19 protein-coding genes are annotated in these 23,235 nt (G+C 69.1%); 17 read left to right on the top strand and 2 right to left on the bottom strand.

Going from position 1 to position 23,235, the window contains the following annotated elements; genetic code table 11:
• Position 1 precedes the first annotated feature (1 nt).
• The 12 genes from atpB (at position 2) to HZZ10_RS09995 (ending at position 10,376) form a co-directional block, all read left to right on the top strand.
• A complete protein-coding gene (gene atpB, locus HZZ10_RS10050) occupies positions 2-886 on the top strand; it encodes a F0F1 ATP synthase subunit A (RefSeq protein ID WP_056136949.1) in 885 nt (294 codons plus the stop codon).
• Between the two features lie 132 nt (positions 887-1,018).
• Positions 1,019-1,255, top strand: a complete 237-nt coding sequence (gene atpE / locus HZZ10_RS10045; RefSeq protein ID WP_012866016.1) for a F0F1 ATP synthase subunit C — start codon at positions 1,019-1,021, stop codon at positions 1,253-1,255.
• The gene (locus tag HZZ10_RS10040) at positions 1,255-1,836 is read left to right on the top strand and encodes a F0F1 ATP synthase subunit B (RefSeq protein WP_056136953.1); all 582 of its coding nucleotides are present in this window, start codon (positions 1,255-1,257) and stop codon (positions 1,834-1,836) included. Before atpE ends, HZZ10_RS10040 begins: the two co-directional genes overlap by 1 nt.
• On the top strand, positions 1,836-2,651 hold the full coding sequence (locus HZZ10_RS10035; RefSeq protein ID WP_056137178.1) for a F0F1 ATP synthase subunit delta: 816 nt from the start codon (positions 1,836-1,838) through the stop codon (positions 2,649-2,651). The genes HZZ10_RS10040 and HZZ10_RS10035 overlap by 1 nt, the downstream gene beginning before the upstream one ends.
• Positions 2,652-2,741: 90 nt before the next feature.
• Positions 2,742-4,373 (top strand): F0F1 ATP synthase subunit alpha, encoded by a 1,632-nt coding sequence (gene atpA, locus HZZ10_RS10030; RefSeq protein WP_179913401.1) that lies wholly within the window; start codon positions 2,742-2,744, stop codon positions 4,371-4,373.
• Between the two features lie 3 nt (positions 4,374-4,376).
• Positions 4,377-5,273, top strand: coding sequence for a F0F1 ATP synthase subunit gamma (locus HZZ10_RS10025; RefSeq protein WP_056136956.1), 897 nt, complete (start codon positions 4,377-4,379; stop codon positions 5,271-5,273).
• A gap of 100 nt (positions 5,274-5,373) precedes the next feature.
• Positions 5,374-6,855 (top strand): F0F1 ATP synthase subunit beta, encoded by a 1,482-nt coding sequence (gene atpD / locus HZZ10_RS10020; protein ID WP_179913400.1) that lies wholly within the window; start codon positions 5,374-5,376, stop codon positions 6,853-6,855.
• A 46-nt stretch (positions 6,856-6,901) separates the two neighbouring features.
• Entirely contained in the window at positions 6,902-7,183 is a 282-nt protein-coding gene (locus HZZ10_RS10015; protein ID WP_056136960.1) for a F0F1 ATP synthase subunit epsilon, read from the top strand.
• Positions 7,184-7,210: 27 nt separating this feature from the next.
• Entirely contained in the window at positions 7,211-7,636 is a 426-nt protein-coding gene (locus HZZ10_RS10010) for a DUF2550 domain-containing protein (RefSeq protein ID WP_179913399.1), read from the top strand.
• Between the two features lie 53 nt (positions 7,637-7,689).
• Positions 7,690-8,385, top strand: a complete 696-nt coding sequence (gene nucS / locus HZZ10_RS10005; protein ID WP_179913398.1) for an endonuclease NucS — start codon at positions 7,690-7,692, stop codon at positions 8,383-8,385.
• Positions 8,386-9,027: 642 nt separating this feature from the next.
• Positions 9,028-9,291 (top strand): hypothetical protein, encoded by a 264-nt coding sequence (locus HZZ10_RS10000; RefSeq protein ID WP_056136966.1) that lies wholly within the window; start codon positions 9,028-9,030, stop codon positions 9,289-9,291.
• 233 nt (positions 9,292-9,524) lie between these two features.
• On the top strand, positions 9,525-10,376 hold the full coding sequence (locus HZZ10_RS09995) for a hypothetical protein (RefSeq protein ID WP_179913397.1): 852 nt from the start codon (positions 9,525-9,527) through the stop codon (positions 10,374-10,376).
• Between the two features lie 79 nt (positions 10,377-10,455).
• Here the strand turns inward: HZZ10_RS09995 and HZZ10_RS09990 are convergent, their stop codons facing one another.
• Complete coding sequence (locus HZZ10_RS09990; protein ID WP_308507545.1) at positions 10,456-13,476, bottom strand: glycoside hydrolase family 3 C-terminal domain-containing protein; 3,021 nt, start codon at positions 13,474-13,476, stop codon at positions 10,456-10,458.
• Positions 13,477-13,761: 285 nt separating this feature from the next.
• On the opposite strand from HZZ10_RS09990, the gene HZZ10_RS09985 reads away from it, so the two are divergent.
• The 3 genes from HZZ10_RS09985 to HZZ10_RS09975 are packed head-to-tail and all read left to right on the top strand — an operon-like array spanning position 13,762 to position 17,425.
• The gene (locus HZZ10_RS09985; RefSeq protein ID WP_056136970.1) at positions 13,762-15,423 is read left to right on the top strand and encodes an extracellular solute-binding protein; all 1,662 of its coding nucleotides are present in this window, start codon (positions 13,762-13,764) and stop codon (positions 15,421-15,423) included.
• Positions 15,420-16,418: an ABC transporter permease gene (locus HZZ10_RS09980; RefSeq protein ID WP_179913396.1), complete on the top strand. Its 999-nt coding sequence runs from the start codon at positions 15,420-15,422 to the stop codon at positions 16,416-16,418. The genes HZZ10_RS09985 and HZZ10_RS09980 overlap by 4 nt, the downstream gene beginning before the upstream one ends.
• On the top strand, positions 16,415-17,425 hold the full coding sequence (locus HZZ10_RS09975; RefSeq protein ID WP_179913395.1) for a carbohydrate ABC transporter permease: 1,011 nt from the start codon (positions 16,415-16,417) through the stop codon (positions 17,423-17,425). The genes HZZ10_RS09980 and HZZ10_RS09975 overlap by 4 nt, the downstream gene beginning before the upstream one ends.
• Here the strand turns inward: HZZ10_RS09975 and HZZ10_RS09970 are convergent.
• Entirely contained in the window at positions 17,415-18,443 is a 1,029-nt protein-coding gene (locus tag HZZ10_RS09970; RefSeq protein ID WP_179913394.1) for a LacI family DNA-binding transcriptional regulator, read from the bottom strand. The genes HZZ10_RS09975 and HZZ10_RS09970 overlap by 11 nt on opposite strands.
• A gap of 272 nt (positions 18,444-18,715) precedes the next feature.
• Between HZZ10_RS09970 and HZZ10_RS09965 the strand changes: the two genes are divergently transcribed.
• Positions 18,716-20,860: a beta-galactosidase gene (locus HZZ10_RS09965; protein ID WP_179913393.1), complete on the top strand. Its 2,145-nt coding sequence runs from the start codon at positions 18,716-18,718 to the stop codon at positions 20,858-20,860.
• Positions 20,857-23,157 (top strand): alpha-xylosidase, encoded by a 2,301-nt coding sequence (yicI, locus tag HZZ10_RS09960; protein WP_179913392.1) that lies wholly within the window; start codon positions 20,857-20,859, stop codon positions 23,155-23,157. Before HZZ10_RS09965 ends, yicI begins: the two co-directional genes overlap by 4 nt.
• Positions 23,158-23,235 lie beyond the last annotated feature (78 nt).

Here is a 23,235-nt window from a genome sequence, read left to right as displayed (position 1 = left end):
CATGACGGACAGGTCCATCGACGCGCGCCTGCGAGGTAGTCGGCGACGAGGCCATGAACACCGGGAGTTTGCTCTGTCCACCATCGCCCCGATCGTGCTTCTCAGCGCCTCCGGTGAGAGCGGGGAGTTCCACCCCCCGTCGATCTCTGAGTTCTTCCCCTCTGCGATCTTCTTCGAGGGGTCCCTCTTCGAGTTCAACCGGATCATGCTCGTGCGCGTCATCGCCGCGATCGTGCTCATCGCGCTCTTCGTCGTCGCTGCGCGCCGCGCGAAGCTCGTCCCCGGCCGCGGCCAGAACATCGCCGAGATGGGTCTGGACTTCGTCCGGGTCTCCATCGCGGACGAGATCCTGGGCCACAACGCCCGTCGGTACCTGCCGATGCTCACGACGATCTTCTTCGCGATCCTCGCCTTCAACATCACCGGCGTGATCCCGCTCCTCAACATCGGCAGCACGGCCCTCATCGGCCTGCCGCTGCTCCTGGCAGCCTGGGTCTACGTCGTCTACCTGGCCTCCGGCATCCAGAAGTTCGGGCTGCTCGGCTACCTCAAGACGAGCCTCTTCCCGCCCGGCGTGCCGTGGTTCCTCTACTTCCTCATCACGCCGATCGAGATCCTCCAGGTCTTCGTCTTCCGCCCGGTCACGCTCGCCCTGCGTCTCGCGGCGAACATGATCGCCGGCCACCTGCTGCTCGTCCTGTGCTTCAGCGCGACGCAGTTCTTCTTCTTCGAGGCTGCCGGGGCCCTCAAGGCCATGGGCGTCGTCTCGCTCGCAGCCGGCTTCGGCTTCACGCTCTTCGAGATGCTCGTCGCGGCCCTCCAGGCCTACGTCTTCACCCTGCTCGCAGCGGTGTACATCTCGATGTCGATCGAGGAGGAGCACTGACCTCACGGTCGGTCTCGACCCGAGGCTCGCGCCTCGACGCGCCACGGCGCACCCGCACTTCCCTGACAACGCACCACGCGTAGCACGTCCCACATGACGCCCGGACGGGCGCCCAACGGAAGGAACACCCCAGTGGACACCACCACCACTCTCGCCGAGCTCACCGGAAACATCGCGACCATCGGTTACGGTCTCGGCACGCTCGGCCCGGGTATCGGTCTGGGTATCCTCATCGGCAAGACCGTCGAGGGCATGGCACGCCAGCCTGAGGTCGCCGGTCAGCTCCGCACCACCATGTTCATCGGTGTCGCCTTCGTCGAGCTGCTCGCTCTTCTCGGTATCGTCGCCGGCTTCCTCTTCACCGCGTGATGACAGCCCTCACCGCACCCGTGGCCGTCCTGGCCGCGACCGAGGGCGACGTCGACGGGATCCAGCTCTTCCTGCCCGCGGGGTACGACATCCTGTGGTCAGCAGTCGTCATGGTCGCGATCGGCCTGATGTTCTACAAGCTGGTCCTGCCGAAGTTCACGGAGATCCTCGACGAGCGCACCGCCAAGATCGAGGGTGGGCTCAGCAAGGCCGAGCACGCGCAGGCCGAGGCCGACGCGCTGCTCGCCGAGTACAAGGCCCAGCTCCAGGAAGCCCGCACCGACGCTGCTCGCATCCGCGAGGAAGCACGTGGCGAGGCCACCGCGATCGTCGCCGAGGCCAAGGCCAAGGCGTCTGAGGAGTCTGCTCGCATCTTCGAGACGGCTCAGCGTCAGATCGAGGCCGAGCGTCAGCAGGCAGCGACCTCGCTGCGCAACGACGTGGGTTCGCTCGCGACGGAGCTCGCCTCCAAGATCGTCGGCGAGTCCCTCGAAGACACCGCACGCCAGTCTCGTGTGGTCGACCGCTTCCTCGACGAGCTCGAGGCGACGGCCCTGACCACCGCACCTAAGGGGAAGTGATGCGCGGGACCAGCCAGTCGTCTCTCGACGCCGCTCAGGCCCGGCTCGCGCCGGTGCTCGCGGCAGCGGGGGAGCAGGCCTACACCATCGGTGACCAGATGTTCGCCGTGGTCGACGCACTCGACGCCTCCGGGGCGCTGCGCCGGTCTCTCGCAGACCCGTCACGTCCCGCGGCTGACAAGTCGGGGCTCGTGCGCAACCTCCTGTCGAGCGCGTTCGACCCGAAGACGGTCGACGCCCTCGCCGACCTCGTGGCAGACCGCTGGTCGCACGAGGCCGACCTCGTCGATGCTGTCGACATCCTCGGGATCGACGCGTACCTGGCCTCGGCCGAGGCACGCGGAGCCCTCGAGAAGGTCGAGCACGAGCTCTTCCAGATCACCCGTGGTCTGGTGGGGCAGCGCGAGGTCCGCCAGGCGCTCTCCGACAGCAGCACCGACCCGGCCCGCCGGGTCAAGCTCGTCGACGACCTGTTCGCCGGCAAGGCCGACCCGGTCACGCTGGCGATCTGCCGTCGTGCGACCGCGAAGCCTCGTGGCGAGCGGTTCGTCCCGGCTCTTGGCCGTGTCGGCGAGATCGCCGCGAAGCGTCGGTCGCGCAGGGTCGCCTCGGTGACCTCGGGCTCCGAGCTCAGCGCCGCCCAGCAGGACCGTCTCGCAGCGCTGCTCGAGTCGGCCTACGGCACAGCCGTCCAGCTCAACGTGACCGTCGACCCGGCGGTCGTCGGTGGGCTGCGGATCCAGATCGGGTCGGACGTCCTCGACTCGACGGTCCTCAGCCGTCTCGCGGCCGCACGACGGCAGCTGGCCTCTTGACCGAGACCAGCAGTCCCCGACCGGTCCACCGCGCCGGCACCACAGACATGCAAGTTCGACCGCACACGCGGCCACGACAGGAGAGAACCAATGGCTGAGCTGACGATCCGGCCCGACGAGATTCGGGCCGCGCTGGACAGCTTCGTGAAGTCCTACGAGCCCGAGACTGTCGTCACCGAGGAAGTGGGCCGGGTCGTCCTGGCTGGTGACGGCATCGCTCAGGTCGAAGGTCTTCCGGGAGCGATGGCCAACGAGCTGCTGCGCTTCGAGGACGGCACACTGGGCCTCGCGCTCAACCTCGACGTCCGCACCATCGGTGTGGTCATCCTCGGTGAGTTCACCGGGGTCGAAGAGGGACAGGTCGTCCGCCGCACCGGAGAGGTCCTCTCCGTCGCCGTCGGTGACGGGTACCTCGGTCGCGTCGTCGACCCGCTCGGCGCACCGATCGACGGCCTCGGCGAGATCGAGACCGTCGGACGCCGTGCCCTCGAGCTCCAGGCGCCCGGCGTCATGGCCCGCAAGTCGGTCCACGAGCCGCTGCAGACCGGCCTCAAGGCCATCGACGCGATGATCCCGATCGGCCGTGGCCAGCGTCAGCTGATCATCGGTGACCGCCAGACCGGCAAGACGGCGATCGCGATCGACACGATCATCAACCAGAAGGACAACTGGGAGACCGGCGACCCGTCGAAGCAGGTCCGCTGCATCTACGTCGCGATCGGCCAGAAGGGCTCGACCATCGCGGCCGTCCGCGGCGCCCTCGAAGAGGCCGGCGCGCTCGAGTACACGACGATCGTCGCTGCTCCGGCGTCCGACCCCGCGGGCTTCAAGTACCTCGCGCCGTACACCGGCTCGGCCATCGGCCAGCACTGGATGTACGAGGGCAAGCACGTCCTCATCGTCTTCGACGACCTGTCGAAGCAGGCTGAGGCGTACCGCGCCGTCTCGCTCCTCCTGCGTCGTCCGCCGGGCCGCGAGGCCTACCCCGGTGACGTCTTCTACCTGCACTCCCGTCTGCTCGAGCGCTGTGCCAAGCTCTCGGACGAGCTCGGTGCCGGCTCGATGACCGGTCTGCCGGTCATCGAGACCAAGGCGAACGACGTGTCGGCGTACATCCCGACCAACGTCATCTCGATCACCGACGGTCAGATCTTCCTCCAGTCCGACCTCTTCAACGCCGACCAGCGTCCTGCTGTCGACGTCGGCATCTCGGTCTCGCGAGTCGGTGGCTCCGCGCAGATCAAGGCCATGAAGAAGGTCTCGGGGACGCTCAAGCTCGACCTCGCGCAGTTCCGCTCGCTCGAGGCCTTCGCGATGTTCGCCTCCGACCTCGACCCCGCCTCGCGTGCTCAGCTCGCCCGTGGTTCGCGTCTGCTCGAGCTGCTCAAGCAGCCCCAGTACTCGCCGTACCCGGTCGAGGACCAGGTCGCGTCGATCTGGGCCGGCACGAAGGGCAAGCTCGACGACGTCCCCGTCGACGACGTGCGCCGCTTCGAGGCCGAGCTCATCGACCACCTGCGTCGCAACACCGAGGTGCTCACGACCATCAAGTCGACGGGCAAGCTCGAGGACGCGACCGAGGCGGCACTCACGGCTGCGGTCGACGAGTTCCGCAACGGCTTCCTCAAGGGTGACGGCTCGCCGCTCGTCGGCGGCGACGAGGAGAACGACGAGTCTGCTCAGGTCGAGCAGGAGCAGATCGTCCGGCAGAAGAAGGCCTGACGCGTGGCAGGCAACCAGCGCGTCTACAAGGCGCGGATCAAGTCGACGCAGTCGCTCAAGAAGATGTTCCGTGCCCAGGAGCTCATCGCGGCGTCGCGCATCGGCAAGGCTCGGGCGCGGGTGACCGCGGCTCAGCCGTACGCGACCGCGATCACGCGTGCCGTGTCGGCCGTCGCGACGCACTCGGACGTGAGGCACCCCCTCACGTCCGAGCGTCACGACACGAACCGTGCCGCGGTCCTGCTCATCGCGTCGGACCGCGGCATGGCCGGGGCCTACTCGGCGAGCGCGATCCGTGAGGCGGAGAGCCTCATCCAGCGTCTCACCGAGGCTGGCAAAGAGGTCTCGCTCTACGTGAGCGGACGTCGGGCACTGGCGTACTACCAGTTCCGCGGACGTGAGATCACGCAGTCGTGGACGGGTGGCTCCGACGCCCCCGACGCGGCCGAGGCCGAGCAGATCGCCGACACGCTCCTCGACGCGTTCCTCGCGCCGGCGGACGAGGGTGGCGTCGGCGAGCTGCACGTCGTCTACACGCAGTTCGTCAACATGGTGACCCAGCGTCCCCGGGTCATCAGGATGCTCCCGCTCGAGATCGTCGACGGTGTCGGCGAGGCCGGAGAGGCAGCGGTCCTGCCGCTGTACGACTTCGAGCCCTCGCCCGAGGCTGTGCTCGACGGTCTGCTGCCGCGGTACGTCCGCAGCCGCATCTTCAGCTGCCTGCTCCAGGCTGCTGCGTCCGAGCTGGCCTCCCGCCAGCGCGCGATGCACACGGCCACGGAGAACGCCGAAGACCTCGTCCGCATGTACACGCGGCTCGCGAACCAGGCCCGTCAGGGAGAGATCACGCAGGAGATCAGCGAGATCGTCTCCGGTGCCGACGCCCTGGCAGCATCATGACGGCCGGGACGCACCTGGCCGTCGTCACCAGGACACCTGCACCACCACGAAGCACAGACCACGCCGGAGTCATCTCCGGCCCAGCGAAGCGAGGCCAGCAATGACCGCCACGTCCGTCGAAACCACGGCCGGTTCCCAGGCTGGACCCGGCGTGGGCCGTGTTGCCCGCGTCATCGGTCCGGTCGTCGACATCGAGTTCCCGGCCGACTCCATCCCCGACATGTACAACGCCCTGACGGTCGAGATCGACCTCTCGGCCCAGGGCGAGGGGGAGCAGTCCTTCACGCTCACCCTCGAGGTCGCCCAGCACCTCGGTGACTCCCTCATCCGCGCCATCGCGCTCAAGCCGACCGACGGCCTGGTCCGCGGAGCCGTCGTGACCGACACCGGTGCGCCCATCAGCGTCCCCGTCGGTGACGTCACCAAGGGCCACGTCTTCGACGTGACCGGCAACGTGCTCAACGCCAAGCCCGGTGAGCAGATCGAGGTGACCGAGCGCTGGCCGATCCACCGCAAGCCCCCGGCATTCGACCAGCTCGAGTCGAAGACCGCGATGTTCGAGACCGGCATCAAGGTCATCGACCTCCTCACCCCGTACGTCCAGGGTGGGAAGATCGGTCTCTTCGGTGGTGCAGGTGTCGGAAAGACCGTCCTGATCCAGGAGATGATCTACCGTGTGGCCAACAACCACAACGGTGTGTCCGTCTTCGCAGGTGTCGGTGAGCGTACCCGTGAGGGCAACGACCTCATCGAGGAGATGACCGAGTCGGGCGTCATCAAGCAGACAGCCCTCGTCTTCGGCCAGATGGACGAGCCGCCGGGCACGCGTCTTCGCGTCGCCCTCTCGGCCCTCACGATGGCCGAGTACTTCCGCGACGTGCAGAAGCAGGACGTGCTGCTCTTCATCGACAACATCTTCCGCTTCACGCAGGCCGGTTCTGAGGTCTCCACGCTGCTCGGCCGCATGCCGTCCGCCGTGGGCTACCAGCCGAACCTCGCCGACGAGATGGGTCAGCTGCAGGAGCGCATCACCTCGACGCGTGGTCACTCGATCACGTCGCTCCAGGCGATCTACGTCCCTGCTGACGACTACACCGACCCGGCGCCGGCGACCACCTTCGCGCACCTCGACGCGACGACCGAGCTCTCCCGCGAGATCGCGTCGCGTGGTCTGTACCCGGCCGTCGACCCGCTCGCCTCGTCGTCGCGCATCCTCGACCCGCGCTACGTGGGTCAGGCGCACTACGACACCGCGACGCGCGTCAAGCAGATCCTCCAGCGCAACAAGGAGCTGCAGGACATCATCGCGATCCTCGGTGTCGACGAGCTCTCCGAAGAGGACAAGACTGTCGTGTCGCGTGCGCGCCGCATCCAGCAGTTCCTCTCGCAGAACACGTACATGGCCGAGCAGTTCACCAACGTGCCCGGCTCGACGGTCCCCCTCACGGAGACCATCGAGGCGTTCTCGAAGATCGCCGACGGAGAGTTCGACCACATCTCCGAGCAGGCCTTCTTCAACATCGGTGGGCTCGAGGACCTCGAGCGCAACTGGGCGCGGATCCAGAAGGAGTACGGCGTCTGACGCTGTGCTCGCCTGACCGGACCGCACTGAACGCAAGGAGTAGAACGTGGCACAGCTCGAGGTCGACCTCGTCGCAGCAGACCGCAAGGTCTGGTCCGGCGCGGCCAAGCAGGTCAGCGCACCCGCGGCCGACGGTGAGATCGGTATCCTCGCCGGCCACACCCCGTTGCTGTCCGTCCTGCGGGACGGCGTCGTGCGGGTGACCGCTGTCGACGGCGACGACGTCACGGTCGGGATCTCCGGGGGCTTCCTCTCGGTCGACTCCGACACCGTGACCGTGGTCGTGGACGCGACGGACCTGGACGTCTCCATCGGCGCGAAGCGCTGACGGTAGGCACAGGGAACTGACGGAGCCGTGACAACACTCTGGGTCGTCCTGGTGGGGCTGCTGGTAGCAGCCCTGCTCGGGGTGGCCCTGGTGTTCTCACGGCTCCGTGCTCTTTCCGGGCACATCGGGTCCTTCTCGGCCTCGCTGCGCCTGAGGACGGACGACGTGGCCGGTGGGCCGTGGAGCTCAGGCTTCGGGGTGTACCGCGCGGACAGGCTCGTCTGGTGGCGCGCGCGGTCCCTGTGGCCCGCCCCCAAGCACGAGTGGCTGCGTGACGACCTCATCGTGACAGGCCGCGTACCGCTCGACCAGGCCGGCCAGCCGGACCACTACCTGGTCCAGTGCCGGTACCGTGAGATGGTCTTCGACCTCAGCATGTCGAGGGACGCATACTCCGGGCTGGCCTCGTGGATCGAGGCAGCCCCACCGAACATCCGCCACTACGTCGTCTGAGCAGGCTGAAGCGCCTGGCTCGGACCCCCGCGATCCCGACCTAGGAGTCTGTTGTGCGTCTTGTCGTCGCCCGGTGCTCAGCCCACTACACGGGGAGGCTCTCGGCGCACCTGCCGCTCGCGACCCGGCTGCTCGTGGTCAAGGCCGACGGCAGCGTGCTGCTGCACTCCGACGGCGGCTCGTACAAGCCGCTCAACTGGATGAGCCCGCCCTGCTCCATGCTCGTCTCGGCGCCCGACGCCGAGGCTTCCGAGCGTGGGGTCAGCGAGGTCTGGGCCGTGCAGCACGCGAAGAGCGACGACAGGCTCGAGATCGAGCTGCACGAGATCATCCACGACTCCAAGCACGACCTGGGCATCGACCCCGGCCTCATCAAGGACGGCGTCGAGGCCCACCTCCAGGCCATGCTCGCTGCGCAGATCGAGCTGCTCGGCACCGGGCACTCGCTGGTCCGCCGGGAGTTCCCGACGGCGATCGGCCCCGTCGACATCTTGGCCCGCGACGCGTCGGGCGGCACAGTCGCCGTCGAGATCAAGCGCCGCGGGGACATCGACGGTGTCGAGCAGCTGACCCGCTACCTCGAGCTGCTCAACCGCGACCCGATGCTCCGCCCGGTCCGCGGTGTCTACGCGGCCCAGGAGATCAAGCCGCAGGCCCGCACCCTCGCGACAGACCGTGGCATCACCTGCCTGGTCCTCGACTACGACGCCATGCGTGGCGTCGACGACGTGGACTCACGGCTGTTCTGACGAGAGTTGTCCCTTCTCAGAGCCCAGCGCACATCTAGCCTCCAGACGTTACTCAGCGTGCGGTTCCGACAGGACCACCGCTGATGTGGGCTCCTCTGACTACCCACATGCTTGGGGAAGAAGCCCATTTTAGCGCGCTTTCTACTCAAGATGCCTAGACAACACCTTTCGGGATCTATTCGACGCTATGTTGAATATGTCCGTCAGTCCTAGGCAAGGGGGAAACATGCGAGGTTCTACGAGGGCAATCGGAGCATTCACGGCGTCTGTGGTCGTGGCAGCGGGATTGATAGTGTCGGCCCCGGCAGCCACGGCGGACTCGCGCTGCAACACCAATAGTCACACGCACGGTGTGTCGTTCTGGCAGCGCACGGACCATTACGTCGGCAAGTCGACCTTCTACAACCTGTTGACGAAGCGGGTCCAGACCATGTATCAGCACACGAACTCTGACGCGAAAGCGTGTTGAGGTTCGGGTCGGACAGCTGGGGGGCGCCCTCAAGCGGGGGCGCTCCCCGGCGTCGCGCCGTCGGAGCGGTGGCCGTCACCTTCGCCTGCCTGTTGCTTGCGGGGTGTGGCCCTAAGGGCGACGGGAGTGTGGCATCAGCGAGCACGCAGTCGGCTGACGCCGAGGATCCGACGGTGTTCCCCTTCGACCCGGAGTTCTCGCTCACCCGCGCGCAGCACGAAGAGATGCGGTCATGCATCGTGACGAAGCTCGGCACGTCGATCGAGAGCGAGGCCGACGAGGATCGTGCGGGTCGTGCCTTCGTCGTCTGTGCTCACGAGCTCGGCCACGACGACGCGTACTGGCCAGACGAGGACGCCCAGGCCAGAGAGATGCTCCGCAGCCTGACTGTCGACGAAGAGCCGTCATTCCTCGAGCAGCTCATCCCGTTCTCCTGATGCCCTCGACCCTCTGCCGCCACGGGCTGGCTGCGTACCGGGGAGGTGCTCTGCCGTCGTGCTGGGCGTCTCACCGCTCCAAGGAGCTATTCATGATGCACCGAGCGATGACTTGGACACTGAAGGTGGTCGTTGTCAGCGCCACACTCGCGGCTCTGATCGCGGGGTGCAGTCCACCTACTGACTCGTCAGCTCCCAGCTCGGCGACTGAGCCCGGAACGACCGACCGTCCCGTGCTCACGTCGAGTCCGCTCGATGACTACCTGCCGCTGACCGACGGCATGTCGGAGGAGGCGCGCGAGGTCACCCGCGTGGCCCAGGCGTTCATCGCGCAGTGCCTGAAGGACCAGGGCTTCGACTACGACGAGCCGTACCTCAGCGACCAGGCGATCCGCGACGGTGAAGGGCTGTCTCCGACCGAATGGGCGGCTGCCTACGGTTTCGGTTTCGCGACGTCGGCCGGAGGCGGGTCTGCTGCACCGGCGATCGAGCCGCGATCTCCGGCCGAGCAGCAGGCGTACCTTGAGGCCCTCTACGGGCCTGAACCCACCGACGTCGCAGAGGATGAGGGCCCTGTCTACGACTGGACCACCCAGGGATGCCTGGGCAGCGCCTACCACGAGGCGACGGGCGGGATCGATGCACTCTACGGTGACGCTGACCATGAGCTGGTGCTCGGTGAGATCGACGCCCTCGCCGATGCCGTGCTCATCGACTCTCGGGTTCAGGACGTCGACCAGGCCTGGTCCGACTGCATGGCTGACGAGGGCTTCGCAGACCTGGCGAGCCCGGCGGCGGCCGCAGACCGCGCACTCCGCTGGTGGCAGGCCGTCGCGGGGGCGGAGTCGGAGGTCGACGGGATCGACGTGGCAGGCGAGTCGGGCGATGACCCGGCCGAACCGTCCTCGTCCGAGGACCCGGCCGATCGTGAGATAGCACTCGCCGTCGTCGACATCGAGTGTCAGCTGTCCGTCGGCCACGCCGCGACCGTCCAGCAGGTCCGGTGGCAGCACGAGCAGGAGCTCGTCGAGACCTACCCGCGCGAGCTGGCCGCCCTGCGCGACGCCGCAGGGTCGCTCTCCTGAGTCACGCCGCGCACCGCATTGCGCCTTGCCCTGGACGTGCCGGTCGACGCCGTCCAGGGCGGTGCTGCGTCGGCAGGTCCTAGTCCCGAGGGCCGACGAGGCGCAGGTGGGCGATCCGCGCGGTGCCGCCGAGCCTTACGGTCAGGTCTCCGAGCCGTCGAGCCGACCCCGGCACGTGGACGACGACCTCCGTCCAGTTCTCGGTCCCCGGCGACAGGACGTGCGGTCCTGGGCGGGTGCCGTCGGGCAGGACGAGCGAGACGTCCGCCCGTCCGCCGGACGAGCCCGGACCACCGGACCAGCACGCTGCGGACACCCGGATCTCCGTGACCCCGTCGAGGTCCATGCGCGAGTAGACCGCCTCACCGCTGCGCGACCCTCGACGAACCCCGAGTGCCGTGCCGTGGAGCGGGCTCTGGGGCACGAGGTCGAGGTCGCGCACGGTGTCGAAGGCGACCGCGGAGACTGAGTCGCCCCGCCCGAGCGACGGGGCCTGCGGTCCGACGACCTCGACCGCCACGACAGCCCTGACGTCGGCGCTCGACCTCCCGAGGTCCATCCGGTACGTGCCGGGTGCGGTGTGCCACCGGTCGTGGTGAGCGTCCCAGGTGGCGAGCGAGGCTGGGTCGACGGTCACCTCGACCCGGCGTGACTCGCCGGGGGCGAGGACGACACGGCGATGCCCGCCGAGCCGTCGACGGCGGCCAGCAGGGTGCTGGTCGGGCAGCGAGACGTACACCTGGACGAGCTCGTGCAGTGGCCGGTCTCCGGTGTTGGTCACCTCGACCGACACCTCGAAGGGTGCGACGTGACCGTCGGCCACGACCTCGACGCTGCTCGGCGAGGTCGTGCGACCGTAGGAGGCTCCTGCATACCCGAGACCGTGCCCGAAGGCGTAGAGCGGCGCTGTCTCGTCGTACCAGTACGTGCTCTTCGCCGAGACGATGTCGTAGTCGAGGATGTCGCCGGCGTCGGCGGTGCTCGCCACCCACGTCTGCGTCAGCCGGCCTGTCGGCTCGACGTCTCCGACCAGCACGTCCGTCAGGCCTGGTCCGAGCTCTTGGCCGGCGTGCGAGGACCAGACGACCGCGGCGGCCTGCTCGGCGGCGTCGCCCAGCGCGTAGGGATAGCTCGAGAGGACCGCGAGCACAGCACGGTCGTTCGCCTCGACAGCAGCACGCCAGATCTCCTGGGAGGCCCGGGGCAGGTCGAGGTCGGGGCGGTCTTCGGTCTCGCGGCCCAGGATGTGCGGGTCGTTGCCGACGGCGACGACCACGACGTCCGCAGCACCCGCGGCCTCGGCGACGGCCGCCTCGCCCGACCGGACTGTGCGCAGGTCGAAGCGCTCGGCGTCCTCAAGCGTCGTCGCGTCGGTGACGAGGGTGAGTGACCCGTGCTGCACGCGCAGCCAGCGTCCGGAGCCGATGTGCTGGACGGACCACGCTCCGTCGGTGTGCCTGTGCAGCCGGAAGGTCTCCTGGGCGACCCATCCGCCGACCCGGCTCGCGTCGGCCCGGACGATCCAGGACCCGCCGCTGAGGAGGGCGTCGGTGGCCGCGCTGCGCAGGGTGACGACGCCGTGCCCCCAGTCGGTCACGTCGAGCTGGGCGGTGAGGTCGCAGCGCTCGGCCGAGGCCGTGACGGTGCCGTCGGGTTCGCTGACCGAGAGATAGGTCCCGGTGCTGCGTGCCCGCAGCCCGATCCTGTCGGCGCCGTCGACCACCATGACCTCTGTGACCTCTGTGCCTCCTTCGGCACTGGTCCCGGGTGCGGCCAGACGGGCCGCGAGAGCGGAGCCGAGGTCGGACAGGTACGGGGGAGTGCCCGAGTACCAGTCGTGCAGGACCCGCCCGGCGAGCGGGCCCACCACGGCGACCCGGCGCGGCGCGGCGCGGTCGGGTCCGAGCAGCGGGAGGATCCCGTCGTTGGCGAGCACCACCACCCCGGCGGCTGCCGCCTCGCGTGCGAGGGCTCGGTGCTCAGGAAGGTCGATCGCGTCCGCAGGGATCGACGCGTAGGGGTCGAGGTCAGGGTCGAGCTCGCCCGTGCGCAGGCGGAGCTCGAGCAGCCGCACGACAGACCTGTCGACGTCGTCCTCGGTGAGCAGGCCGGCCTCGAGGGCGGCAGTCACGTCACGAACGGTCGGGCCAGAGTCTGTGTCGTGGTCGGTGAAGGAGTCCACGCCGGCCAGCAGCGCCGCGGCGTGGGACTCGGCGCCGGAGGTGAAGTACCGCTCGCCCTCGACCAGGTTGCTCGGTGCCGCGGCGTCGGAGACCACGAGGAGCGACGCCGGTGTCCAGGACCTCAGCTCGTCGAGCAGCTCGCGGGCGACGTGGTTGGGGCGTCCGTCGACGAGGTTGTACGAGGGCATCACGGCGCCGACGACCCCCGCCTCGACGGGTCCGCGGTAGGCCGGGAGCTCGTACTCGTGCAGGACGCGGGGCCGGAGCTGGGAGCTGGTGACGGCGCGGTCGACCTCGTTGTTGTACGCGAGGAAGTGCTTGAGGGTCGGGACGGTCTTCCAGAAGGCGGGGTGGTCGCCGCGCAGACCTGAGCAGTAGGCGGTCGCGATCTCGGCCGTGAGCTCCGGGTCCTCGGAGTAGCCCTCTTCGTTGCGACCCCACAGGGGGTTCCGGAGCGGGTTGACGACCGGGGCCCACACGTTGAGGCTCACCGTCGGGTCGGCGGCGTGCTTCGCGCGGACCTCGGTCGCGACGGCGTCACCGACGCGGCGGACGAGGTCGGTGTCCCAGCTGGCCGCGAGCCCGACGGGCTGCGGGAACACCGTCGCGGTGCCGAGCCAGGACACACCGTGGAGCGCCTCGGTCCCGGTGCGGAACGCCGCGAGCCCGAGCCTGGGGATCGCTGGGACGGCCTGGTGGAGCGAGGCGACCTTCTCCGCGAGGGTCATCTGCCCCACGAGGGCGCGGGCGCGCCGCGCGAAAGAGCTGTCCGAGGGGGCTGCGTCGGCACCGGGGTCGCCATGCCCGGTGCTGCGCCCCGAGAGGGCTGGGCCCTCTGTGGGCGCTGTCGGTCCGGAGGGTCCGGCGGGGTGGGTCTCGGTCGTCGGCCTGACGTCGTCGTCTGCCTGGAGGTGCACTGTGGTGTCCTTCGGTCGAGGTGCAGACAGGGTAGCCCTCGAAACGGTTCGATGACCAGAGCTGCGTGGTCGACGCGTTTCGACTGCTGGCGACCCTCGTCGTCTTCCGCCGGTTGACGCCAAAAACCGAGGCCCTGGAAGGTATCTCAGCGTCAGCTGCCAACTCTTGTCTGCGCCGTCGAACTATCGTAAAGTCCCATCCGTCGAACCGCTTCGACGAAGATCAGACCTTGAGAACGCACATCGACGTGCCGCGAACCACACACCGTAGTGAAGGACGCCCTCATGAACACCAGAACCGATCGACGCCTCATGGACCTCCAGGTCAACCGGCGGTCCTTCCTCGGCATGCTGGCCGCAGGAGCGGCCGTCGTCGGGGTCCCGTCCCTGCTGTCCGGCTGTGGCGGCTCGTCTGCCGGTCCGACGACCGGCTATGTCGCAGCCGGCGCCGACGTCATCCCCACCTACGTACCGATCGAGTACGCGAAGCCTGACTTCCCGAGCGTCAACGGCTCGACGCCAGGATTCGCGACGCTGCCCGCCGAGCTGGTGCAGTCTGTCCCGACGCCGCCCGGCAAGGGCACGGCCTTCACGGCGATGACGCCGCTGTGGGGCACCATCCCGCCGAAGTCCGGCAACCAGTACTACGCGGCCGTCGACGAGATGCTCGGGTCGACCATCGACTTCCAGATCACCGACGGCAACACCTACGGCGACAAGCTCGCGACGGTGCTCGCCTCGTCCCGCGACGTGCCGGACTGGGTCTGCGTCCCGACGTGGAACCTCCCGCCGCGATTCGGCAGCGAGATCGTCGGCAACGTCTTCCAGGACCTCACGCCCTACCTCGGCGGCGACAAGGTCAAGGACTACCCGAACCTCGCGAACATCCCGACGGACGCCTGGAGGTACTGCGTCTTCAACGGCAAGCTCTACGGCCTGCCGTTCCCGGGCGAGATCCTCACCGACGCGATCTTCTACCGCAAGGACGTCCTGGACGGTCTCGGAATCACCCCCGACGTCAAGAGCGCGCAGGACCTGCTCGACCTCGCCGTCGAGATCACCGACACGAACGCCGGCCGCTGGGGCACCGAAGACCTGTGGAACAGTGCGGCGATCATCTTCGCGGTCCCGCCCAAGTGGAAGCTCGACGACGCCGGAAAGCTGGTCCACAGGGTCGAGAGCGAGGAGTACCGCGCGGCCCTCGAGTGGAACGCGTCGGTCTTCGCCGCGGGTGTGGTCCACCCCGACGCCGTCGCCGACCAGAGCGGCGACGCGAAGCAGCGCTTCCAGTCCGGCAAGACGCTCATCGCCAACGACGGCCTCGGCTCGTGGCACGAGGCGCTGCGGGACAACCTCGCGAGCAACCCGGAGTTCTGGCAGCAGCCCTTCGCCCCCTTCGCAGGTGACGGCGGGACACCGGTCCTGTTCAAGGGCAACCCCGCCAACATCTTCTCCTTCCTCAAGAAGTCCGACGACGAGGCTCGGATCAAAGAGCTGCTCTCGCTCGCCGACGTCCTCGCGGCGCCCTTCGGCACGACGGAGTTCGACGTCGTCAACAACGGTGTCGAAGGAGTCCACTTCACGCGGGACGACCAGGGCATGCCCGTGCCGACCGACCTCGCGGCGACCGAGCTGCAGCCGACATACATCTTCCTGGTCGACGGTCCGATCGCGAACACCCGGGTGCAGTACCCCGGCTACGTCGAGGCCTCGTCGACCTGGCAGGCTGCGGCCTCCGAGTTCGTCACCGAGCCGGTGTTCTTCGGCCAGCAGATCTCCGAGCCGCAGCAGTACGCGTCGATCGCGCAGCCCTTCGTCGACCTCGAGAAGGACATCTCCCGCGGCCGGAAGTCGATCTCCGACCTCGACTCGGCGATCGCGACGTGGAAGTCCTCGGGCGGCGACGAGCTGCGGACCTTCTACCAGGACATCCTGGACAAGCAGTGACGGCCTCCGACGTGAAGGACGGGGCGCGCAGCGGAGCGGGGACACCGGCCCTGCCCCCTGCGCGGACCCCGGTAGTCCAGCGCAAGATCGGCTGGCGCACCCGCCTGCGCCGCGACCGCTCGCTGCTCATCATGACGCTGCCGGCTGTCGGCCTGCTCGTCGTGTTCGCCTACATCCCGATGCTCGGCAACGTCATCGCGTGGCAGAACTACTCGCCGTACTCCGGGTTCATCAACAGCACCTGGGCCGGCTGGTCGAACTTCGAGAGGGTCTTCAGCAACCCGCTGTTCCTCAACGCCGTCGGCAACACGCTCACCATCACCGCCTTCCAGCTGGTGTTCTTCTTCCCGGTGCCGATCGTCCTGGCGCTGCTGCTCAACTCGGTCATCACACCCCGGATCCGCACGACGATCCAGTCGATCGTCTACCTGCCGCACTTCTTCTCGTGGGTGCTCGTGGTGACGCTGTTCCAGCAGATCTTCGGTGGGGCCGGCCTGATCAACCAGACGCTGCGGGCGCACGGTCACCAGGGCTTCGACCTCATGACCAACCCCGACACCTTCCTGCTGCTCATCACCATGCAGTCCGTGTGGAAGGACGCCGGCTGGGGGATCATCATCTTCCTCGCGGCGCTCAGCACGGTCTCGCCCGAGCTCTACGAGGCCTCGGCGGTCGACGGGGCGAGCCGGTGGCGACGCATGTGGCACATCACGCTGCCCGCGCTCAAGCCCGTCATCATCCTGCTGCTCATCCTGCGTCTCGGTGACGCGCTGACCGTCGGCTTCGAACAGCTCATCCTCCAGCGCGGGGCTGTCGGGGCAGAGGTCTCCGAGGTCATCGACACCTTCGTCTACTACCAAGGGGTCGTCTACGGCGACTGGAGCTTCGCCGCCGCGGCCGGTCTGGTCAAGGGGGTCGTCAGCCTCGGGCTGGTCCTCGGGGCCAACAAGCTGGCGCACGTCTTCGGAGAATCGGGAGTGTACAAGCGAGCATGAGCGGACAATCACCTGAGCTCTCGGCCTCCGTGGCCGTCCTGCCCTCCGACGTCGTCGACGACCGGCGTGGTTCTGGCCCGCCGGCCCCGCGCAAGAGACGCCGGTTCCAGTCCCAGCACCGTCCGGTGTGGGAAGAGCCACCGACCCCCGTCGGCGCGAGCCTGAAGTTCCTCACCCTCGCCGTGATGGTGCTCGTCGTGGTCTTCCCGCTGTACACCGTGGTGCTCACCAGCCTGTCGACGCAGGCCGAGACGCTGCGTGCCGGAGGCCTCGTCGTGGTCCCGGGGGAGATGACCCTCAACGCCTACAAGCAGATCCTCAGCGGAGGCATCGTCACGCGGGCGACGATCGTCAGCATCGGGATCACCGCTGTCGGCACGGTGATCTCGACGGTCGTCTCGATCCTCGCCGCCTACGGGCTGTCGCGGTCGAACTCCTTCGGGCACCGCCCGATCCTGTTCGTCTTCCTCATCACGATGTTCTTCGGCGCCGGGCTCATCCCGACGTACCTGCTCGTGAGCGAGCTCGGACTGATCGACTCCTACTGGGCGCTCATCCTGCCCGGCGCGGTGTCGGCCTTCAACGTGCTGATCCTGAGGAACTTCTTCATGGGGATCGAGCCGGCCATCCTCGACGCCGCGCGCATCGACGGTGCGGGCGACTGGCGCATCCTCGGGTCGCTCGTGCTGCCGATGTCCAAGGCCGCGACGGCTGTCGTCGCGCTGTTCTACGGGGTCGGGTACTGGAACGCGTTCTTCAACGCGATCCTCTACATCAACGACAACGAGAAGTGGCCGCTCCAGCTGGTCCTGCGGTCCTACGTCCTCCAGGGCGTGACGCTGCCCGGCAGCGGGACCGGCCAGGTCGACGTGGCCTCGGGTGCCGTGACGGGTCTGCCGATCCAGATGGCCGTGATGGTCCTGGCGATCGTGCCGATCTTGCTGGTCTACCCCTTCGTGCAGCGCCACTTCACCAAGGGCGTGATCTTCGGGGCGATCAAGGGCTGACGCTCTGGTCGGGCGCGGCAGCCCGGTCGCGCACGCTGCCGCGGTTGACCACCCGTGGGGTGAGCAGCCGGGTCTCGGCGGGGTGGTCCTGGTCCAGACGGGCCATGACCATCTCGACCGCGACGGCGCCGATCGTGTGCGCAGGCAGGTCGATCGAGCTGAGCGGGACAGGCTGCGACTCGGCCACCTCGGGCGGGCACACCGCGAGGACGGAGACGTCCTGCGGTGTGCGCAGCCCGCGGTCGTGGAGCGCAGAGACGACGAACGGGAGGGCGACCTCGTTGTGGACCACCACGGCGGTGACATCAGGCACGGCGGCCAGCAGGGCGTCGACGGCGGCACGTGCGCCGCTCGGCGACGACTCGCACGCGACGTGCCCGGACTGCACCTCGAGCGACTGCGCCTCGCTGCGGAAGCCCCGCAAGATGCGCTCGGCGTACGAGGTGTGGCGCTCGAGCACGGCGGGCGGCGAGCCGACCAGGCCGACGGCCCTGTGCCCGCGGGCTGCGAGGTGGCGGACGGCGAGCCGGCCAGCGCCCTCGAAGTCCAGGTCGACGCAGCTCAGGCCTGCAGCCTCGTGCGGCAGGCCGATGAGCACCGTCGGCTGGCGCAGCGTCGCCAGCAGCGGGACGCGCGGGTCGTCGTCCTCGATGTCCATCACCACGAGGGCGTCGACCATCGAGCCGCTGGCCACCCTGTCGAGCCCTGCGGCGTCGTCCTGGGTCAGGAGCAGCACGTCGTGCTCGTAGGTCCGGGCGGCGGTGACCACGCCGGTGACGAACTGCATGATGACGCTGACGTCGACGTCGACCCGCAGCGGAGCCATGAGCGCGATGACCTGGGTGCGGCTTGAGGCGAGGGCCCGCGCACCGGCGTGCGGGCGGTAGCCGAGCTCGCGGATGGCCTTCTCCACGCGCAGCCGGGTCGGTGCCGAGATCGGTCGCTTGCCGCTCAGCACGTAGGACACGGTCGAGGTGGAGACACCGGCCGTCCGGGCGACGTCGTCGATGGTGGCCACGGGGTGCTCCTCGGTCTGACGGGTGGTCTGGGCCCCGGGGGCCGGGTGCCAGACGTGCGCTGCGCGCAGGCTCAGCGTAGGGGAGCAGGACCCTCGACGACAGTATTTCGACGGTTCTTCGCCCCGTCGTCCTCTGTCAGAACGTTGGCACGAGACAGAAGAGGGGGGAGCTGCGCAGTGGCGCTACCCCTACAATCATTGAAGCGCTTCGACGATGAGCCGACGGTCTTCCGCAGGCTCGCCGGGGACGCCGGAGCACGGAGGAGACACGCATGACCGACCACGCGAGCAGGGCACCGGACACGACGACGCGCCCGACGCGCCCGACGCTGTCGAAGCTCACCGACGAGCTCGGTCTGCTCTACGGCGGGGACTACAACCCTGAGCAGTGGGACCGCGAGACCTGGCTCGAGGACGCCCGCCTCATGCAGGCGGCGGGCGTGAACCTCGTGACCGTCGGGGTGTTCTCGTGGGCTCTGCTCGAGCCACGACCCGGCGAGCGCAGCTTCGGCTGGCTCGACGAGGTCCTCGACCTGCTGCACGCGCACGGCATCGCCGTCGACCTCGCGACCCCGACGGCGTCACCGCCACCGTGGATGGGCCACCTGTACCCCGAGACCCTCCCGGTCGACCGCGACGGGGTGCGCCTCACCTACGGCTCCCGGAACCAGTTCAGCCCGTCGTCGGAGGTGTACCGCGGCTTCGCCCGGGATATCACCCGCGACCTCGTCGACAGGTACGTCGAGCACCCGGCGGTCCGGATGTGGCACGTCGGCAACGAGCTCGGGCAGGTGTGCCACTCGGACGCCACGGCCCTCGCCTTCCGCACGTGGCTCGACGAGCGCTACGGCTCGCTCGACGGTCTCAACGAGGCGTGGGGCACCACGTTCTGGAGCCAGCGGTACAGCCGGTGGGAGGAGGTCGTCCCGCCCCGCCGCGCCCCGTACCTCATCAACCCGACCCAAGAGCTCGACTTCCGTAGCTTCACCTCGGACGCCTTGCGTGCGGTGTACAGGGAGCAGCGCGACATCATCCGCGAGCGAGACCCCCGCCGACCCGTGACGACCAACTTCATGGGGTTCTTCCCGCTCGTCGACTACTGGTCCTGGGCGCAGGACCTCGACGTCGTCTCGGACGACGCGTACCCCGACCCTGTCGACCCCACCTCGCTCGCCTCGGCCGCCCTGACCCAGGACCTCATGCGGTCCCTGGGCGGGGGAGCGCCGTGGCTGCTCATGGAGCAGGCCGTGAGCGCGGTCAACTGGCGCGACCACAACGTCCCCAAGACGCCCGCCCGGATGCGGCTCGAGTCCCTCCAGGCCGTGGCGCACGGCGCAGACGGGATCTGCTTCTTCCAGTGGCGCGCCTCTCGCGCGGGGGCCGAGCGCTTTCACTCGGCGATGCTCCCGCACGCCGGAGCCGACACCGACGTGCACCGCGGCGTCGTCGGCCTCGGCGCGGACCTCGCGCGGCTGCGGCCCGTGGTCGGCGGGCGCTCGCGGGCGACCGTGGCGATCGCCTTCGACTGGTCGAGCTGGTGGGCCGCCGAGGGCGAGGCCGGGCCGACCCGGCGGCTGCGCGTGGTCGAGGAGGTCCGCCGGTGGCACAGGGCGCTGTGGGAGCGCGGCGTCGCGGTCGACCTGGTCCGCCCGGGCGACACGCTGGGGGAGTACGACCTGGTGCTCGCCCCGAACCTCTACCTGCTCGACGAGCCTGACGCCGCGAACCTGCGGGCCTTCGTCGCGGGCGGCGGGACGCTCGTCCTGGGGCCCTTCAGCGACGTCGCCACACGTGACGCGCACGTGCGCCCGGGCCGGTTCCCGGTCCAGCTCGCGGACCTCGTCGGTGCGAGCGGCGAGGAATGGCTGCCGCTCGACGACGACGGCCTCGACGTCGTCTCCGACCTGTGGGCCGGCCCGGACGGTGTGCTTCCCGGCATCGCGCACGTCGACTCCTACGTCGAGAGGCTGCGGCTCGACGGTGGTGAGGGCGTCGACGGCAGTGACGGCTCCCACGGAACCGACGGCAGCGGCACGCCCGCCGAGGCCGTCGTGGTCGCCAGCAGCAGCGCGCCGGCCGGTCTGTCCGGTGCCCCGGTCGTGGTCCGTCGTCGCTCGGGCGCCGGCCGCGCCTGGTACGTCGGTGCGCTGCTCCCCGACGCCGCGCTCGACGCGGTCCTGGCCGAGGTCCTGCGCGAGAGCGGCACCCTGTCCGCGCTCGGCACCCCTGCCGCTCGGCTCGGCGTCGAGGCCGTGCGCCGCGGCGACCTGCTCTTCCTGCTCAACCACACCGGTTCGCCGGTCTCCGTCCCGGTCGGGAGCACCCCGCTCACCGACCTCCTCACCAGCGCCGTGCACAGCGGCACGGCCGTCGTCCCACCCGTGGACGTCCTAGTGCTCACCGAGAGGCCCTCATGAAGTTCACCGACGGCTACTGGCAGGTCCTGCCCGGAGTCTCCATCCTGCGCCCGGGCTCGGTCGACGACGTCGTCGCCGAAGACACCGCGGACGGCGCCCGGCTCACGGTCTTCGCCCCGACCGCCCGGATCCAGACCCGCGGCGACACTCTCAACCGGCCCCAGGTGACCGTCACCTTCGACACCCCGGCCGACGACGTCGTGGGTGTGCGGATCGAGCACTTCCAGGGGGCGCTCGACCGGGGGCCGTCCTTCGACGTCACCCGCGCCCCCGGGGACGCCAAGGCCATCGCGCCCGTGGTCGACGGGGACCCTGTCGCGAGCATCACCTCGGGGGCGCTCACGGCGCGGGTCTCGACCGACGGCGCCTGGGGGGTCGAGTTCGTGGCCGACGGTCGCGTCCTGACGTCGTCGACCCCGCGCAGCGTCGGCATCGTCTCGAGGGACGACGGTCGCAGCTTTGTCCACGAGCAGCTGACGCTCGGGGTCGGCGAGCACGTCTACGGCCTCGGCGAGCGGTTTGGGCCCTTCGTCAAGAACGGCCAGTCGGTCGACATCTGGAACGAGGACGGCGGCACGGCGAGCGACCAGGCCTACAAGAACGTGCCCTTCTACCTCTCCGACGCGGGCTACGGCGTCTTCGTCGCGCACCCGGACAGGGTCTCCTTCGAGGTGGGCACCGAGGTGGTCTCGCGCACCCAGTTCAGCGTCGAGGGCCAGCACCTGCAGTATTACGTGATCTACGGGCCGAGCCCCGCGGAGATCCTCGACAAGCTCACGGCCCTGACCGGCCGGCCGGCCCGCGTGCCCGCCTGGTCCTACGGGCTGTGGTTGTCGACCTCCTTCACGACCGACTACGACGAGCAGACGGTGACGGGCTTCATCGACGGGATGGCCGAGCGCGACATCCCGCTGTCGGTGTTCCACTTCGACTGCTTCTGGATGCGCCAGTTCCACTGGTGCGACTTCGTGTGGGACCCGGCGACCTTCCCCGACCCCGAGGGCATGCTCGCCCGGCTGCGGGCCAAGGGGCTGAAGATCTCCGCGTGGATCAACCCGTACATCGCCCAGCGCTCCCACCTCTTCGCCGAGGCGCGCGAGCTCGGCTACCTGGTGACCACACCGCAGGGCGACGTGTGGCAGTGGGACATGTGGCAGGCCGGCATGGCCCTGGTCGACTTCACCAACCCTGACGCCGCAGCCTGGTACCAGAGCAAGCTCAAGGTGCTGCTCGACCAGGGGGTCGACTGCTTCAAGACGGACTTCGGCGAGCGCATCCCGACAGACGTCGTGTGGCACGACGGCTCGGACCCGCAGGCCATGCACAACTACTACGCGCACCTGTACAACAAGTGCGTCTTCGACCTGCTCGTGGCCGAGCGCGGCGAAGGGGAGGCCGTGCTCTTCGCCCGGGCCGCGACGGCCGGCGGCCAGCAGTTCCCGGTGCACTGGGGCGGGGACTGCGAGTCGACCTTCGTCTCGATGGCCGAGTCGCTGCGCGGCGGGCTCTCGCTCGCGCTGTCCGGCTTCGGGTACTGGAGCCACGACATCGGCGGCTTCGAGGGGACACCCGACCCTGCGGTCTTCAAGCGCTGGGCGGCCTTCGGTCTGCTGTCCTCGCACTCGCGGCTGCACGGGTCGAGCTCGTACCGCGTGCCGTGGGCCTTCGACGACGAGGCGGTCGACGTCACTCGCCAGTTCACGCGGCTCAAGATGTCGCTCATGCCGTACCTCGGCAGGCTGGGCGAGCTCGCGCACACCCGTGGTCTGCCGGTCATGCGACCGATGATGCTCGAGCTCCCGGCCGACCGCACCGCCGCGACCGTCGACACCCAGTTCATGCTCGGCGACAGCCTGCTGGTGGCCCCGGTGTTCTCGGCCGAGGGCACGGTCTCCTTCTACGTCCCCGAGGGGACGTGGACGCACCTGCTGAGCGGGGAGACCGTGGTCGGCCCGCGGTGGGTCGAGGAGCACCACGGCTTCGACTCCCTGCCCCTGCTCGTCCGGCCGGGGTCCGTGCTCCCTGTCGGGGCACGCTCCGACAGGCCCGACTACGACTGGGCGGACGGTGTCACGCTGCGCCTCTTCGAGCTGGCCGACGGTCACAGCAGCGAGGTGGTCGTCCCCTCGAGCGAGGACGGCGGCGTCGTCGCGGCGAGGTTCACGGTCGAGCGCACGGGCCGGTCCGTCGAGATCCGCAGGGTCGAGTCGCAGCGACGCAGCGCCTGGGCCGTCGAGGTGGGAGGTGCGCGCGTCGAGGCTGACGGAGAGGACGACGTGCTGGTCGTCCAGGTCTGACGAGCACGAGCACGAGCACCGAGCCTGGGGTCAGGGGGCCCTCAGGCTCGGTGCTCGGGGCCCCGCGTGCAGGGCCGA

Origin of the sequence: Sanguibacter inulinus (assembly GCF_013415325.1) — a bacterium.
GTDB classification, from domain to species: Bacteria; Actinomycetota; Actinomycetes; order Actinomycetales; family Cellulomonadaceae; genus Sanguibacter; species Sanguibacter inulinus.
The sequence above is the reverse complement of the archived record's forward strand: the minus strand, read 5'-3'. Positions and strand labels throughout refer to the sequence as shown.